This is a genomic window from Granulibacter bethesdensis CGDNIH1 (assembly GCF_000014285.2).
Lineage (GTDB): Bacteria > Pseudomonadota > Alphaproteobacteria > Acetobacterales > Acetobacteraceae > Granulibacter > Granulibacter bethesdensis.
Window position 1 is genome coordinate 2,516,445 of the sequence record NC_008343.2, and the last position, 13,523, is coordinate 2,529,967.

Annotated in this window: 15 protein-coding genes; 1 reads left to right on the forward strand and 14 read right to left on the reverse strand. The window is 59.0% G+C overall.

Annotation, left to right across the window (positions count from 1 at the left end):
• Positions 1–6: 6 nt before the first annotated feature.
• The 7 genes from GBCGDNIH1_RS23840 to GBCGDNIH1_RS23870 all read right to left on the reverse strand — a co-directional run bounded on the left by GBCGDNIH1_RS23840 (position 7) and on the right by GBCGDNIH1_RS23870 (position 5,900).
• Positions 7–717, reverse strand: a complete 711-nt coding sequence (locus tag GBCGDNIH1_RS23840) for a hypothetical protein (protein WP_050748482.1) — start codon at positions 715–717, stop codon at positions 7–9.
• A gap of 120 nt (positions 718–837) precedes the next feature.
• Complete coding sequence (locus GBCGDNIH1_RS23845; RefSeq protein ID WP_011632969.1) at positions 838–1,791, reverse strand: Hsp33 family molecular chaperone HslO; 954 nt, start codon at positions 1,789–1,791, stop codon at positions 838–840.
• 139 nt (positions 1,792–1,930) lie between these two features.
• On the reverse strand, positions 1,931–2,233 hold the full coding sequence (locus tag GBCGDNIH1_RS23850; protein WP_025318389.1) for a metal/formaldehyde-sensitive transcriptional repressor: 303 nt from the start codon (positions 2,231–2,233) through the stop codon (positions 1,931–1,933).
• Positions 2,234–2,397: 164 nt separating this feature from the next.
• Entirely contained in the window at positions 2,398–2,640 is a 243-nt protein-coding gene (locus GBCGDNIH1_RS24905) for a hypothetical protein (RefSeq protein ID WP_155760939.1), read from the reverse strand.
• A 190-nt stretch (positions 2,641–2,830) separates the two neighbouring features.
• Positions 2,831–3,673, reverse strand: a complete 843-nt coding sequence (cysE, locus tag GBCGDNIH1_RS23860) for a serine O-acetyltransferase (protein ID WP_011632972.1) — start codon at positions 3,671–3,673, stop codon at positions 2,831–2,833.
• Positions 3,674–3,756: 83 nt separating this feature from the next.
• A complete protein-coding gene (argF, locus tag GBCGDNIH1_RS23865) occupies positions 3,757–4,701 on the reverse strand; it encodes an ornithine carbamoyltransferase (RefSeq protein WP_043453185.1) in 945 nt (314 codons plus the stop codon).
• 2 nt (positions 4,702–4,703) lie between these two features.
• Entirely contained in the window at positions 4,704–5,900 is a 1,197-nt protein-coding gene (locus tag GBCGDNIH1_RS23870) for an aspartate aminotransferase family protein (protein ID WP_172823004.1), read from the reverse strand.
• Between the two features lie 116 nt (positions 5,901–6,016).
• Between GBCGDNIH1_RS23870 and GBCGDNIH1_RS23875 the strand changes: the two genes are divergently transcribed.
• Positions 6,017–6,607: a regulatory protein RecX gene (locus GBCGDNIH1_RS23875; RefSeq protein ID WP_011632975.1), complete on the forward strand. Its 591-nt coding sequence runs from the start codon at positions 6,017–6,019 to the stop codon at positions 6,605–6,607.
• Positions 6,608–6,688: 81 nt separating this feature from the next.
• On the opposite strand, the gene GBCGDNIH1_RS23880 is transcribed toward GBCGDNIH1_RS23875, so the two are convergent.
• The 7 genes from GBCGDNIH1_RS23880 to GBCGDNIH1_RS23910 all read right to left on the reverse strand — a co-directional run bounded on the left by GBCGDNIH1_RS23880 (position 6,689) and on the right by GBCGDNIH1_RS23910 (position 13,476).
• Positions 6,689–7,099 carry a GtrA family protein gene (locus GBCGDNIH1_RS23880; RefSeq protein ID WP_011632976.1) on the reverse strand — a complete coding sequence of 137 codons (411 nt, stop codon included), beginning with the start codon at positions 7,097–7,099 and terminating at the stop codon, positions 6,689–6,691.
• Positions 7,096–8,400: an NAD(P)/FAD-dependent oxidoreductase gene (locus GBCGDNIH1_RS23885; RefSeq protein ID WP_011632977.1), complete on the reverse strand. Its 1,305-nt coding sequence runs from the start codon at positions 8,398–8,400 to the stop codon at positions 7,096–7,098. Before GBCGDNIH1_RS23885 ends, GBCGDNIH1_RS23880 begins: the two co-directional genes overlap by 4 nt.
• Before the next feature lie 3 nt (positions 8,401–8,403).
• Positions 8,404–9,345 (reverse strand): NAD-dependent epimerase/dehydratase family protein, encoded by a 942-nt coding sequence (locus GBCGDNIH1_RS23890; RefSeq protein ID WP_011632978.1) that lies wholly within the window; start codon positions 9,343–9,345, stop codon positions 8,404–8,406.
• 11 nt (positions 9,346–9,356) lie between these two features.
• A complete protein-coding gene (locus GBCGDNIH1_RS23895; protein WP_011632979.1) occupies positions 9,357–10,100 on the reverse strand; it encodes an SDR family NAD(P)-dependent oxidoreductase in 744 nt (247 codons plus the stop codon).
• Complete coding sequence (locus GBCGDNIH1_RS23900; RefSeq protein ID WP_072564009.1) at positions 10,097–11,437, reverse strand: FAD-binding oxidoreductase; 1,341 nt, start codon at positions 11,435–11,437, stop codon at positions 10,097–10,099. Before GBCGDNIH1_RS23900 ends, GBCGDNIH1_RS23895 begins: the two co-directional genes overlap by 4 nt.
• Entirely contained in the window at positions 11,437–12,876 is a 1,440-nt protein-coding gene (locus tag GBCGDNIH1_RS23905; RefSeq protein WP_198353665.1) for a UbiA family prenyltransferase, read from the reverse strand. Before GBCGDNIH1_RS23905 ends, GBCGDNIH1_RS23900 begins: the two co-directional genes overlap by 1 nt.
• A gap of 171 nt (positions 12,877–13,047) precedes the next feature.
• On the reverse strand, positions 13,048–13,476 hold the full coding sequence (locus tag GBCGDNIH1_RS23910) for a pore-forming ESAT-6 family protein (RefSeq protein WP_011632982.1): 429 nt from the start codon (positions 13,474–13,476) through the stop codon (positions 13,048–13,050).
• Between the last annotated feature and the right edge of the window lie 47 nt (positions 13,477–13,523).

A 13,523-nucleotide genomic window follows, 5' to 3' on the forward strand; every position in this document is an offset into this window, starting at 1 on the left:
TCTCTTTCAGCGTTTGGGCAGGGTCAGGACTCCGGAAGGCGGAGACAAGGTTGTCGGAGAAGAGCCAGCTGCGGTTGAACCTGGTGTCGCCGGCGCCACAGGCTCAGGCAAGGGTGCCGTCTTGACGCCCGGAGGAGCCTGCAATGTCTGTTGCTGCACAGCCCCCGGCACTGAGGTCATCGACGTATCCTGCAACCAGTCTTTCAGTGAATGCCGAACCTGATATTCCAGTTCGACATTCATATCGTTCATCATACCTTTGGTGACATCGTAGAGCGCTGCCTGCAACGCATGAGGACCACGATCGGGATCCGTCAGCGCCCTGGTGACGCGGGCCTCGGCAAAGCCGCTGCGTGTGCCGCTGCCGGTATAGACATCGACATGCACCGCCATCGCCCCGTTCAGCGTGCCGTGTGACGAAACAATCGAGGCATCCAGAATCTTCACCTCAGCCCGACCACTGCTGCCGCCCGGCACAATGCGCTCTTTCAAATCCTCCGCCAGCGCCTGCGCGGGAGGAACCGGCGATTGCGGACCGAGATCACCCGCCTTCGGCAGGAAATCCGGCGTCACCTGCACATCCCCGACATTCAGACGCAGCTTGGTGAGATAGGAATAATTGAGCGGTGCGAAATTGCGCGGCTCATCATCGCTGGAACAGGCTGCCAGTGCGGCCATGACGGCCATGGCGGTGAGGCGCAGAATACGCGCCGCCATCGGATACCGCCTCGCTCGCCGGGTGGATGAAAGAAAGGATGTCCTTGCGGGAGCTTCACACTGCACGTTCATTCGATCTCTTCCACTTGCTTCAGCCACTCTGCACAGCCGGATCTTTATTCAGGCTTTACCCCGGACCTCTTCCCGCGCGAACCGGAAATCGAGGTTACAGAATTCACAGGTCATGACGATATCCTGCTCAACCGTCATATGATCCAGATCGTCGGTGCTGAAAGTCTCCAGAACACCTGCCAGCCGTGCCCGGCTGCATCGGCAACCAAAGGCGAGCGCCCGTGGGCGATCCGCTGCGACACCTTCGGAATGGAACAGCTGATACAGCAGACGCTCCGGTGGCAGTTCATCATCCAGCAGTTCCGAATCACGCAGCGTCCCGGCCAGCGCCAGAGCGGAACGCCAGCTTTCCTGATGATCCTCCGTTATCTCCGGCAGCGCGCCAGTGCCGCCTTCCCGTGCCACCTGCTCCAGCACAAGGGCACCCGCCCGCCAGCCATTCTCAGTCTGACGGCAGGCCAGTTGCACATGACACTGCATCTGCTCACTGGTCTGGAAATAATGCAGCGCCATGGCGGCGAGCGTCTCCCCCTCAATGCCGACGATCCCCTGATGAGGCTCCCTGTCCGGTCCCTGATCGACCAGAAAGGCGAAATATCCCTGCCCCAGCAATTGGGCGGCGGTCGGGTGGGGTGTTTCTGCCAGAAGGGCTTCAAGCGCTTCATCGTCGGTGCGGGCATAACCACGCAGCGCGCCGGTATCGGTGCAGTCCGCCAGCAGCAGACGCAACGGTCCGTCGCCCTTGATCTGCACGCTGAAGGAGCCACGGAATTTCAACGCTCCGGCCATGGCGGCAGCGAGAGCCAGCACCTGACCGACCAGCTCCGCCACAACGGGCGGATGATCATGGCGGTTCAACAAGGCATCCGCCAACGGGCCGAGCCGTACCAGACGGCCACGGACAGGCCGGTCCGGGATGAAAAAAGGCGTCATACCACGCGGCACGACGATATCGGGGACATCTGGACGTCCACCATCCAGAAATGCGGGTGTGTCGGACATGAGACGCTAAATAGGCGCTGCCTGCCTTCACCGCTACTGTCTTGTGATGGCATTTCTGCACCAGCCCGACGCATAGGGTCAGTACAGGGAGGCTGATATGCATGATCATGGACGGGACATGCAGGCACATCAGCCATTTTCAGGTCAGATAGGAATGCACCAGCCTGATCAGTTCCTCAGCCGCCTGAGAGGAGTCCCGTGCGTTCCGGGCGTCGATGATCTGCTCCCGGATATGATCCTCAATGATTTCCGCGATAAATCCATCCATCGCTCCGCGACAGGCTGTCGCCTGCTGGATCAGTCTGGTGCTGGCGGCACCCTGTTCCAGAACCGCGCGATGCAACGCATCGACCTGCCCGCGAATACGCTTGAGCCGTTTCAGGAGTCTGATTTTTTCATCGGCTCTGGAAGGGATCGGGATAGTGTCGGGGCTTGATCTCATACCCCCATGGGTATACGCCAAAGCCCGTGATGGATGCGAGGCTTTCCTGTCGCGCAATCAGCCACGACTTCGCGACCGGCTTTCACCGGTCATGTGCAACCAGTCAGGGATCACCATGAACCCGCGATCCAGCAGCCAGCCCCCGGAAGGCGACAGTAGGCATTTCACGCCTGCACTGACGATTCCGACGGGCTGGACATCATGCCCGGGTGTGCATGGAACACCGATAGCAAGGCGTCCGCAGGGCTGAGACCATGCGCCGCCGATCTTTCGGCGGCCAGACACTCCCGAGCTTCAGCAACCGCTTGAGCAAAAAGGAGGTGTCTGTGATGAGCACCCTTCTTCATATCGACGATCTGCACCGTCACCTGACGCTGCTGCCGGAAACGCTTTTCCAAACCGGCCAAGCCCACGGGCCTGCCCATGGGCCAGCGATGTCCCGTCCCATCCTGCGCGCTCAATGGCATGTAGGGGAGGATGGCCGTCCGGCCTGCAGGTGGGCAGCCGTCACGCCACCCAGATCGCATGCAGCCCGCTAAGACGAACGTCCGGCTGAACTCCGGGCCTGAAAGATTCCATCAGGCCCGGAGCCAACTGTCAGATGGCGTATTCGGGCGGCGGCAGAGTTTGATCCATAGTCAGTGCCGGCATGCCCTGGTTACGGGGCCCAACCGGATGCGCGGGCACACCCACGACAGTGGTATAGGGAAGCACCGAATCGAGCACGATACTGCCGGCGCCGATCTTGGCACCTTCACCGATCGTCACATTCCCCAGTATCTTGGCGCCAGCCCCGATCAGCACGCCACGCCGCACTTTAGGGTGACGGTCACCGGTTTCTTTCCCCGTGCCGCCCAGCGTGACCTCCTGCAGGATGGAAACATCATCCTCCACCACGGCAGTCTCACCGATCACCAGACCGGTCGCATGGTCGATCAGGATACCATGACCCAGCCGGGCCGCGGGATGGATATCCACCGCGAAGCATTCCGACATACGGCTTTGAAACACCCGCGCCATATGCTCACGGCCATGGGTCCAGAGATGATGGCTGATGCGATACGCCTGCAGGGCCTGGAACCCCTTGAAAAACATGAACGGGGTCAGAAGGTCCGGGCAGGCGGGATCGCGGTCCCGGATCGCTGTCAGGTCGATGATCGCGCTTTCTACCAGAGACGGATCGGTCTCATACGCATCGCCAATCGGCCCCAGCAACTGGTCCGCCGGTATCCACGCATTGCCCAGCTTATGGGCGATCAATGCGCCGAGGGCCGCCGGGAAACATCCATGCACCAGTAAGGCACGTTCCAGCCCGGCCGCCATGGCCGGATCGGTCAGGGCGATCTCCCGCGCTTCACGGCACAGGTTGAACCACACATCCTCGACATGGATCGAACCGGCGGAAATCCGGCGGCATAAGGCAGCAGTGGCTGGGGACATCGTGTCTCACCGGATACTATCGTTGCAGGGAAAGGTAGGAAGCCCACCCTCTCCCTGCCAGTGCCTGACGGCGTGGCTTCACGCTATCGTAGCATTCCCATGGCCCAGACCAGCACGCCTTTCTGGGCGTGCAGACGGTTTTCGGCCTCGTCGAACACCACGGAATGAGGACCGTCGATCACACCATCCGTGACTTCCTCCCCACGATGAGCGGGCAGGCAATGCATGAACAGCGCATCCGGTGCCGCCAGCGCCATCAGCGCCTCATCGACCTGGTAGGGACGCAGTTTCTCGTGACGACCGGACGGATCATCGGACATGCTGACCCAGCAATCCGTCACCACACATTGCACACCGGCGACCGCCTCTTTCGGATCAGCCACCAGCGTCACGTCACCGCCATTATCGCGCGCCCAGGCGACGATATCGGCGTGCGGCTGAAGTGTGTCGGGGCAGGCCAGACGCAGGCTGAACCCGAACCGCGCCGCAGCCTCGATCCAGCTGTGCGCCACATTATTGCCGTCCCCGATCCAGGCAACGGTCTGACCTGCAATCGGGCCGCGATGCTCTTCGAATGTCAGGATATCCGCCATGATCTGACAGGGATGAGACAGCTCCGTCAGGCCATTAATGACCGGAACAGTGGCATGGCGCGCCAGCTCATGCAATTTCGTGCTTGATCCGGTACGCAGCATCACCGCATCGACATAGCGGGACAGCACCCGCGCCGTATCGGCCAGCGTCTCACCACGCCCGAGCTGCATTTCCTTGCCCGAGAGCATAATGACATCCCCGCCAAGCTGACGCATGGCCAGTTCAAAGCTGATGCGGGTCCGGGTGCTGGGTTTTTCGAAAATCAAGGCCAGTGTACGCCCTGCCAACGGGCGAGAGGACGTATCGGCGCGCTTGAACCCGGCCGCGGCATCCAGCATGCGGCGCAGCGCATCCGGCTCAATGTCTTTCAGATCCAGAAAATGCCGTACACAGGAAGCATCCGGACCGGCTCCGGCAGCCACTCTGGCGGACATGCTCATGATGCACTCCCCCCCATTTCACGCGCAAATGTCACGGCCGTCTCACGGATGATCGAAAGAGCCGCATCGCAATCCGCTTCCGTCACAACCAGCGGAGGCGCCAGACGGAGCACGTTTTCTCCGGCTGCCACGCTCAGCAAACCGTTTTCACGTAACGCTTCCTGTACGGCCGTATTGGCGGGACCGCAGAGCAGGCCAAGCAACAGGCCTTTGCCGCGCACCTCCTTGAAGATATGCGGGTAATCCCGCGCAATGGCTTCCAGCCCGGTGCGCAGCTGCTGCCCGCGTTGCTGGACGGCATCCAGAAATCCGGGCGCCAGCACCACATCCAGCACGGCATTGGCCGCGGCACAGGCCAGCGGGTTGCCACCATAGGTGGTGCCATGTGTACCGGGCGTCAGATGACGCGCCAGTGCGTGGCGCGCCAGCACGGCCCCCATCGGAAAACCGCCCGCAATCCCCTTGGCGGAGGACATGACATCCGGCGCGGCATCACCCGCCCATTCATGCGCCCAGAGCCGACCGGTGCGTCCCATGCCGCACTGGATTTCGTCATAGCCAAGCAACAGCCCATGCTCATCGCACAACGCCCGCAGCTGACGCAGGAAATCGAGCGCAATCACACGGATACCGCCCTCACCCTGAACAGGCTCAATCAGGATCCCCGCCGTTTCCGGAGTGATAGCTGCCCTCACTGCGGCGATATCGCCGGGGGGAACCTGATCAAACCCATCGACCGCCGGGCCGAAACCCGCCTGATATTTCGGATTGCCGGTGGCGGAGAGCATGGCCAGAGTCCGGCCATGGAATGCCCCCTGAAAACAGATCATCCGCCAGCGTTCCGGATGCCCGGTCTCGCTCTGGGTACGGCGGATCAGCTTGACCAGCCCTTCATTGGCCTCGGCCCCGGAATTGCAGAAAAATGCGGCCTCCGCGAAGGAGTGCGCCGTCAAGCGCTCGGCCAGGCGTTCGGCTTCCGGCACGCGATAGAGGTTGGAGACATGCATGACCTTCGCCGCCTGCGCCGCGATGGCACCGGTCAGGCCGGGATGCGCATGGCCGAGGGAAGAAGTCGCAATTCCCGCTCCGAAATCGAGATATCGTCGGCCATTCACTGCCGTCAGCCATGCGCCTTCTCCCCGCTCGAAAGCGAGGTCGGCACGGTTGTAATTCGGCATCAGGGCGGAGGTCACGAACAGCGTCCTTGATATTTCGATTTTTAAATTCCGATTTTCCGCGCCTTGAGTAGGTAAGTCAATTATTCTGACCGCATATCGGATGCCGAACCCTTCGCAAGCCAATAAAGCCAATGTCCTTACATTCTCCTCCGCTTCCTGATGAAGCTGCGTTGTACGAAGCGGCTCTACGCTATCTCAGCCGGTTCGCGGCTACCCGGACCGGGGTCGCCCGCATGCTGGAACGCCGTATCAAGCGATGGTCGCGCATGATGGAGGGGACCGATATGGATCAGGCCGCGCTGCCCGATGCCATCCATCAGGCGCAACAGGCGGCCCGGAAGGTCATTGAGCGCCTGGAACGCAGCGGCGTGCTGGATGACGCCGCCTTTGCCGCCGCCCGCACCAGCAGCCTGACCCGCGCCGGCCGCTCCCGCCGCGCCGTCGCCGCCCATCTGGTGGCCAAGGGGGTACCGCCTGAGCTGGTGGCACAGAGCCTGCCGGATAATCCCGAGCTTGAACTCGCCGCTGCGGTAAAGCTGACGAAACGCAAAAAACTGGGACCATTTGCGGTAGAACGAACAACACCGACACCACAGGCCCGGCAACGTGCGCTGGCCGCCATGGCCAGAGCCGGGTTCGATGGAAGGACGTCTCAACAGGCTTTAGGTATGGAACGGGAGGAAGCGGAAGCTTTACTGGAGACGTTGCGCTCAGGGATTTAAAGAATGCATCGACAAGAAATCACCTGAGTGCACACTCCCCATCTGACGCAGCATCACTGCACCAATCCTGCTCTGTTACTCTCAGTCAGAAGCAGCAACAGCCCTCTTCGAAAATGTGTAGTGCCTGTGGCCAACGTACGAAATCGCAACGGGTGACAGCACGCCGATGAAATGGGCAATATCATCCGCATGCCATGTCAGCCCCACCCAGGGAAATAAACCCTTTGCCAGAGCAAGGCTCACACCCCAGACAATAAACAACGCAAATCCATTCACGACGGCAAACCGCCTGAACTCTGAAGCGCGGGAGCGTCCCGATTCATCGAACACGTACACTCTTGCCAGCACATAGGCCGTGATCATACCGAACAGATAGGCAATCGGCACTGCCACCCAGAACGGCATGACGAGATTCAGAAGATAGCGGCAGCCGAGATTAACCAGGGCCGCGATGCCACCCGTCAACAGAAAGCGCAGGAATTGTCGGCTCATAGCGCGCCTTTTTGTCCCTTGATGGAGGCCTCGATAGATTGCGCCATCAGCCTGCCATAGCGGACGCTTTCTGAAATGCCGCGATCTTCCGGGTAATAAAAACAGGTATCCGCGATCTGAAGCCCCTTCACCTGGGTCTGGACAGGCGGAATCTGGCTGGCAAATCCTGGCGGGCAAACAGGCTGGGCATGGCGCAGGCGGCCAACACGCGCATCGATGCGATCACTGTCTGTCAGCGCGGGGTTAACCCGCTTTAGATAGGAAAATGCCTCATCCAGCAGATCATCGTCCGAACGCGCCCAATTGGGCTGATCGACCGGCATGTAGTATGGCACATACACAATCGTATCACCGGTCGAGCGCAGATTGGAGAACTCCACAAAGCCGGGAATACCCATCGCCGGATCAACCACATTGACCCAGAAATGAGGGGTAACCTGTTTGCGCAGTTTAAAAATCAGGCAGGCCACACCGATATTCAGAATATCCGCGTAGCGTTGCCGGTCCGGCAGATCGGGCACCATCTCCGGGATTAACGGCGTGGGCACAGTGAGAATGGCGGCATCACATGCTATTTCCTCGCCTGCAACGACCACACCGCTTACACGACCCTGATTGGTCAGAACCTTCTCCACCGGGGCATGCAAACGGATTTTACCTCCGCCTGCCTCTATGGCTTGCACAAGCCTTGCAATCAGCGTTTCGGAGCCGCCCTCAATATAGCCAAGCTCCTCCTGCATGATGGAACGTCTTGAGGTGCCGACACGCTTGATGCGTGTCCAGATCCATGCCGCTGAAACAGGATCGGCGTATTGATAGAATTTCAGATCAAACAGGGAGCGCCACAATTTTTGATAAACGCTCTGCCCGCACCATGCCTCGATCCATTTCTTTGCAGACATGTTTTCCAACGAGCCTGCGGATTTCCGTTTGGTGGCCAGAAACATCATCAGGCCATAACGGAATTTTTCAATCAGCGTGAGGCCGGGAAATTTGAGCAGCGCAACCGGGTTACCCCATTCGCTCAGTTTTCCCTCAAAAAAATAACCCATGCTGGTTGGCATCCACCGCATTTTATGGCCGATACCCAGCTCCTGCATCAGATCGAAAGTCGGCTGATCGGATTTGCAGACAAAATGATAATAGCGTTCCAGAGACAGGCCGCCGAAATCGAAATGCGCCGCCATACCGCCCGGCACCGCATCCGCTTCATAAACGGTGACATCATGACCGGCTTTCACCGCATGATAGGCCGCCGCCAATCCCATGGCACCTGCACCGACAACCGCAACACGTGCCATCTCTCAGAACTCCAGAGCAATCTGCGCATAGGTCGGGTCACGGAAAGTCACTTCCAGCGCCTTGCTCAGCTTCGTGGGCTGAACACCAAAAATACCGGGCCAGTCGATGACTTCAAAAATATCCGGCGTCACCAGAGCTTTCAACTGACTGGCGGTAAAAGGCGGATTGCTGTTCACCAGCGCATAGATCTTGAGCAACAGCCAGAACAGACCATAAGGAATGGTCACAATCCGCGCTTTTGCACCCGTGGCGGTTTTAACGGCCCGCATCAGGTCGATATAGTCGATACGCTCCCGCCCGGTGATGTTGAAGGCAGAGCCGTGATGCGGTTTCTCAAGACAGGCACTGATAATGTCACAAAAATCACCGACAAACAGCGGCTGGCGCAGATAGCGTCCATTCCCCGGAATCGGGAAAACCGGCACCTTTTTCATGAACCGGGCCAGCCAGCCCAGATGCTTCCGGTCGAACCAGCCGAACATCAATGTCGGGCGCAAAATGGTGACGGGCAGGCCACTTTCGACGACCAGCTTTTCCTGCGCTTTTTTCGATTCCGTGTAAAAATCCCGTGCCGCCGAATTCACGACCGACGAGGAAATATGCACGACATTGCCGATACCCGCTTTTCTGGCGGCAGCAATAACCTTCTCTGTCGCCGTAATATTATTGGCGATAAAAGGCTCCTCCGTCAGCGCACCGATCTGCGCGTGATTCAGCACCAGCGCATCAGCCCCGGAAAAAGCATCCTGCCAAGGGCCATCTTCTGAAAGATCAGCCTCAATGACCTCGATCCCGGGATGGAGCTTACGCAGCAACGCGGTGTTGGACGGATGCTTGTCGATAGCAATGATCCGGCCAGCCTGGCGGTCCACCAGACGCTGAATCAGATTTTGTCCCACCAGACCAGCAGCGCCGGTGACGATAATCGTCCGTGTCGTATTCAAGTGTCGTCCCTTTACAGGCGGGTCTTGTGGAAAATACGGGCAGGCACTGAACGGATCACCAACATGATCAAACGCCAGAATCCCGGTGCATAAACAATGGCCTTACCGTTTTCTGCAGCGCCCACAATGATCTTTCCAAGCTGCTCTGCACTGGCCCAAAGCGGTCCTTTGGAAAAGCCTGCCGTCATGGGCGTGTCGACAAAACCCGGCTTGATGAGAACAGCGCGGGCACCACTGCGGGCAAGCCGATGGGCAATACCCTGTACCAACACACCAAGTCCTGCTTTCGCTGCACCATACACATAGTTCGACTGCCGCCCCCGATCCCCCGCCACCGAGCCGATTACAACCAGACTGCCGAATGTCTGTTTCTCAAGCAGATTGGACGCTGCCTGACACCATAAAGCAGCACTGACGAAATTCACCTGCAGCAGATCGGCCAAAGCATTCGGGTTCTGCTCCAGCATTGTCTGATCGCCGAGCACTCCATAAGCGAGCAGCACGATATCCAGCCCCCCAAACCGGGCTGCAATATCATCAAGCACAGCAACAGAATCCGCCTTCGCGCAGTCACAGGCAACCGTCACGATTTCGGAGGCTCCCCGTGTGGCCAGATCATCGGCAATCACGGCGAGCCGCCCCTCATCACGAGCAAGCAGCCCGATCCGTGCGCCCTGCGCTGCCCAGAGACGCGCCGCCTCCTGTGCCATGGCAGAAGTTGCGCCCAGAATCAGGACCCGTTTAGGTGCTCTCATTGCGACACACGCTGCCAGAAACTGGACGTCATGACCGGATCCTTATGAGGAAGAAATTGATCGAGCCGGGGAAAAGACTGTCTGAACATGCCGGCACTCATCCGCCCGTCTTTCGCAGGGTACAACGCCCCGCCCGCTTCCCGGACGATCTCATCCAGCCGCAGCAGAGTGGCCAAAGTCCCGGCTCCCCGGAAAGGAAAATCCAACGCCAGAGTGGCACCGGGACGGGGAAATGATAACAGCCCCGGTGATACTTTCTCACCGAACGTCTTGAGCACGGCCAGAAAAGAGGCTTCCCCGCTGCTGGCGATGGCATCCAGCAACACGGGCATGGCCGCACGGGCGGTCTCGAACGGAAGGACGCATTGATATTGCAGCATGCCGCGCGCGCCATACAGGCGGTTCCAACTGCGGATGGCATCAAGCGGATAAAAATGCTGGCTGTAATGCTGGACCTGTTTTCCGGCTTTACGCTGATGGGCGCGGTAGTACAGTTCGTTGAAGGCACGCACGCTGAAGCGATTCAGGGCGAAGCCTGGTGCATCCAGCGGAACGGATTTCCAGCTGCGATCATCATGCGGGTCAAGGCGTCCATCCCGCCTCCAGTTGGCACGGGTGAAGATGCCACGGCCTGCATGCGGGCCGCGTGACAGGCAGTCAATCCAGGCAACAGTGTGTTCGAACCCCCCTGCGCTCTCGGCCGCCAGATCCCAGAAAGCATCGATATTCCCATAAGGGATGGTTTCTACATCCAGCCATGCGCTGGCAATCGGGGAGAGCTGCAACTCCACCCATTCGATCACCCCTGTCAGCCCAAGCCCCCCGAGCGTCGCAGCAAACAGGCCGTTATCACTTCTTGCCTCAAGCACCCGGCGCTCTCCATTACCTCGCAGCAGGCCGAGCGCCCGCACGGAGCAACCGAAAGAGCCGGCAGAATGGTGATTTTTGCCATGCACATCATTGGCAACCGCGCCACCAAGCGTCACGAACCGCGTACCGGGGCTGGTCGCGGTAAACCAGCCCTTCGGTACGGTGAAGCGCAGCAGATCGGACAGGCTCATGCCGGCATCCGCCCGCACGATCCCGTTTTGTGCATCGAAATGGATAAAGCGGTTCAGCCCGGTCATCTCGATCAGGCGACCGCCCGCATTCAACGGCGTATCACCGTAGGAACGGCGCAAACCAACCGCCAACAGACTGGAGCTATCACTCTCCGGCCCTGTCAGGCTGGACAACGCGGCAGGAAAAGTCGGGCGGGCGACGTAATGCGGCTCACGGACCACGCGTCCCCAGGAGCAGATATCCGTCCGCAGAATGAATGGAGAAGCAGCCATCATCAAACCGGCACAATGGCAGCCAGAAACAAGGCTATTGCTGTCGCCCCATAGAATAGCGACACACGATCCTTCAGAGCAAAAGCGACAGGATCATCCTGCAGTTCCTGACGCTGGCATAACAGCCAGATGCGGCCCAGGAACAGAAAAATGATCATGGGAAAGCCCCATAACAGGGCGGGGTGACGGTAAAAACTCGCCTGAAACGCTTCGTCGATCAGATACAGTACCATGATGGCGACCGCCCCCATGCTGGAAGCCACCCCGAGCGCCAGAATCAGCGGCGCATCCACGGCCAGGTAGCCACGTCCGAGCACTTTCTGATGACCATGCTGCACCATGCGCATCACCTCGGTATGTCGCTTCACCAGCGACAGGGAGAGGAAAATAAACATGGAAAACACCAGCAGCCATGGTGCCAACGCAACACCGGTCACCACCTGCCCGAGCACAAGCCTCATTGTAAACATGCCTGCCAGCAACAGCACATCAACAATCGGCTCGCGCTTGAACTTATAGGAATAGGCGAGGCTCATGACCAGATAGATGGCAAGAGTCACGATGGCACCGACACCATCGGCAACGGCAAACAGCAGAGCCGCCAATCCGCAGACCATCAACAGGAACAGGCCGTCATCCAGTGGTAATTGCCCACTGGCAAGCGGACGCTTTTTCTTCGACCAGTGGCGACGGTCCTCAGCCAGATCCCACATGTCATTGGCGATATAGGTGCCCGAAGCGAGCAGCCCCATCGCCATGAAGGCCAATATGGCCGCCCCCCAGGCATGGGCCGAAAAAATTTGTCCCCCCAGCACCAGCGGCACAAAAACCAGAGCGTTTTTGGCCCATTGATGAAGCCGCGCCGCCCGGCGGAGAACATTGGCGCGTTGGCCGGATGGGCGGATATGGGCCACCACCGGCGTATCAGGCTGAACCTTGCTTCTCAGGCGCTTGCCGCGCTCAACGATGACAGCAGCCCGGGCAGATCGCCACACATGAAGATCCGCTTCGGAATCACCCGCATAGATGAAGCCATCCGGGTAGCGGCTTGTCAGGGCGGCAGCCTTGGCCGCTCCTTTGAGATTACCCCGATCATCAGAGGCCAGAACCTCTGAAATAAAAGGAAACCGGGCGCTTATTTTCTCCGCAATAGCCCGATTGGCAGCCGTCGCCAGGACGATTTTACGCCCTTTTGCTGCCTCCCGCTCCGCCAGCGCAATGATACCGGGGGTCGCAGGAAGGGCATCGATATCCTCCTGGGTCAGTACCTCGGCAAAGCGCTGCTTGAACTGCGCACGACCGGCCATCACCCAGAGCGGGAGCCTGACAAGATCAGAAGGCGTATTTTTCAGATGTTGCAGCAGAGATTCATGCAGTGAATCAGTAGCAATCAGTGTTCCGTCAAGATCAAGTACAAGAGGAATTGAAATATCCTGATCCAAGTAAGCCTCTTGCATTGAAATGTAGAAACCGTGGCATTGCACGGGCAAGCCCGTTAAAGAGTATCTTAAACTTGCCTGTTGTCAGGGGGAAGCGACACCGGTCGCATAAACCACCCTCTGCCACGATTCATAAGGCTGGCGGCAGTGTACCCCGCCTGCCAGCCTGGGGTTTTATTTTTTCAGCCCGTTCATCTGACTGTTCATCTGGGCCATATTCTGTTTCAGCATCGTCTCCATCTGCTTACACAGTGCTGTGGGCGTGGTCTGTTGCCGCTTTGCCGCATCCTCTATCGAGATTGTCTGGCCACCCATGGAGACAGTGCCACCTTTGCCTGTCTGCTCAGCGGCCGCTTCGCCTGCATCGGCCGGGGGAGGCAGCATGGCGATGATTTTGCGCTGAATATCCAGCGTCTCCGCACTGATATCCCCGCGTGACTGGCAATATTCCAACACACCAAGCTGATTGGCCGCCGCCAGACGCACGGCTTTCATATCAGCGGTGGGAGCAGGAATGGCCGAAGGTGCATCAGCGGCCTGTGCCACGCCGATGCTGAACAGGCCCGCGACAAAAGCGGGTAAGACATGACGGGTCAGAGTCATGGTCGGCGTCTCCCTAATGTTATTTTTCAGTCCTGACGATAAAGTCT

Bases quoted from the DNA above. Each gene is read 5' to 3' on its own strand.
- GBCGDNIH1_RS23840 (WP_050748482.1), bottom strand. From the start codon at position 717: ATGGCGGCGCGTATTCTGCGCCTCACCGCCATGGCCGTCATGGCCGCA.
- GBCGDNIH1_RS23845 (WP_011632969.1), bottom strand. From the start codon at position 1,791: ATGTCCGACACACCCGCATTTCTGGATGGTGGACGTCCAGATGTCCCC.
- GBCGDNIH1_RS23850 (WP_025318389.1), bottom strand. From the start codon at position 2,233: ATGAGATCAAGCCCCGACACTATCCCGATCCCTTCCAGAGCCGATGAA.
- cysE (WP_011632972.1), bottom strand. From the start codon at position 3,673: ATGTCCCCAGCCACTGCTGCCTTATGCCGCCGGATTTCCGCCGGTTCG.
- argF (WP_043453185.1), bottom strand. From the start codon at position 4,701: ATGTCCGCCAGAGTGGCTGCCGGAGCCGGTCCGGATGCTTCCTGTGTA.
- GBCGDNIH1_RS23875 (WP_011632975.1), top strand. From the start codon at position 6,017: ATGTCCTTACATTCTCCTCCGCTTCCTGATGAAGCTGCGTTGTACGAA.
- GBCGDNIH1_RS23880 (WP_011632976.1), bottom strand. From the start codon at position 7,099: ATGAGCCGACAATTCCTGCGCTTTCTGTTGACGGGTGGCATCGCGGCC.
- GBCGDNIH1_RS23885 (WP_011632977.1), bottom strand. From the start codon at position 8,400: ATGGCACGTGTTGCGGTTGTCGGTGCAGGTGCCATGGGATTGGCGGCG.
- GBCGDNIH1_RS23895 (WP_011632979.1), bottom strand. From the start codon at position 10,100: ATGAGAGCACCTAAACGGGTCCTGATTCTGGGCGCAACTTCTGCCATG.
- GBCGDNIH1_RS23900 (WP_072564009.1), bottom strand. From the start codon at position 11,437: ATGATGGCTGCTTCTCCATTCATTCTGCGGACGGATATCTGCTCCTGG.
- GBCGDNIH1_RS23910 (WP_011632982.1), bottom strand. From the start codon at position 13,476: ATGACTCTGACCCGTCATGTCTTACCCGCTTTTGTCGCGGGCCTGTTC.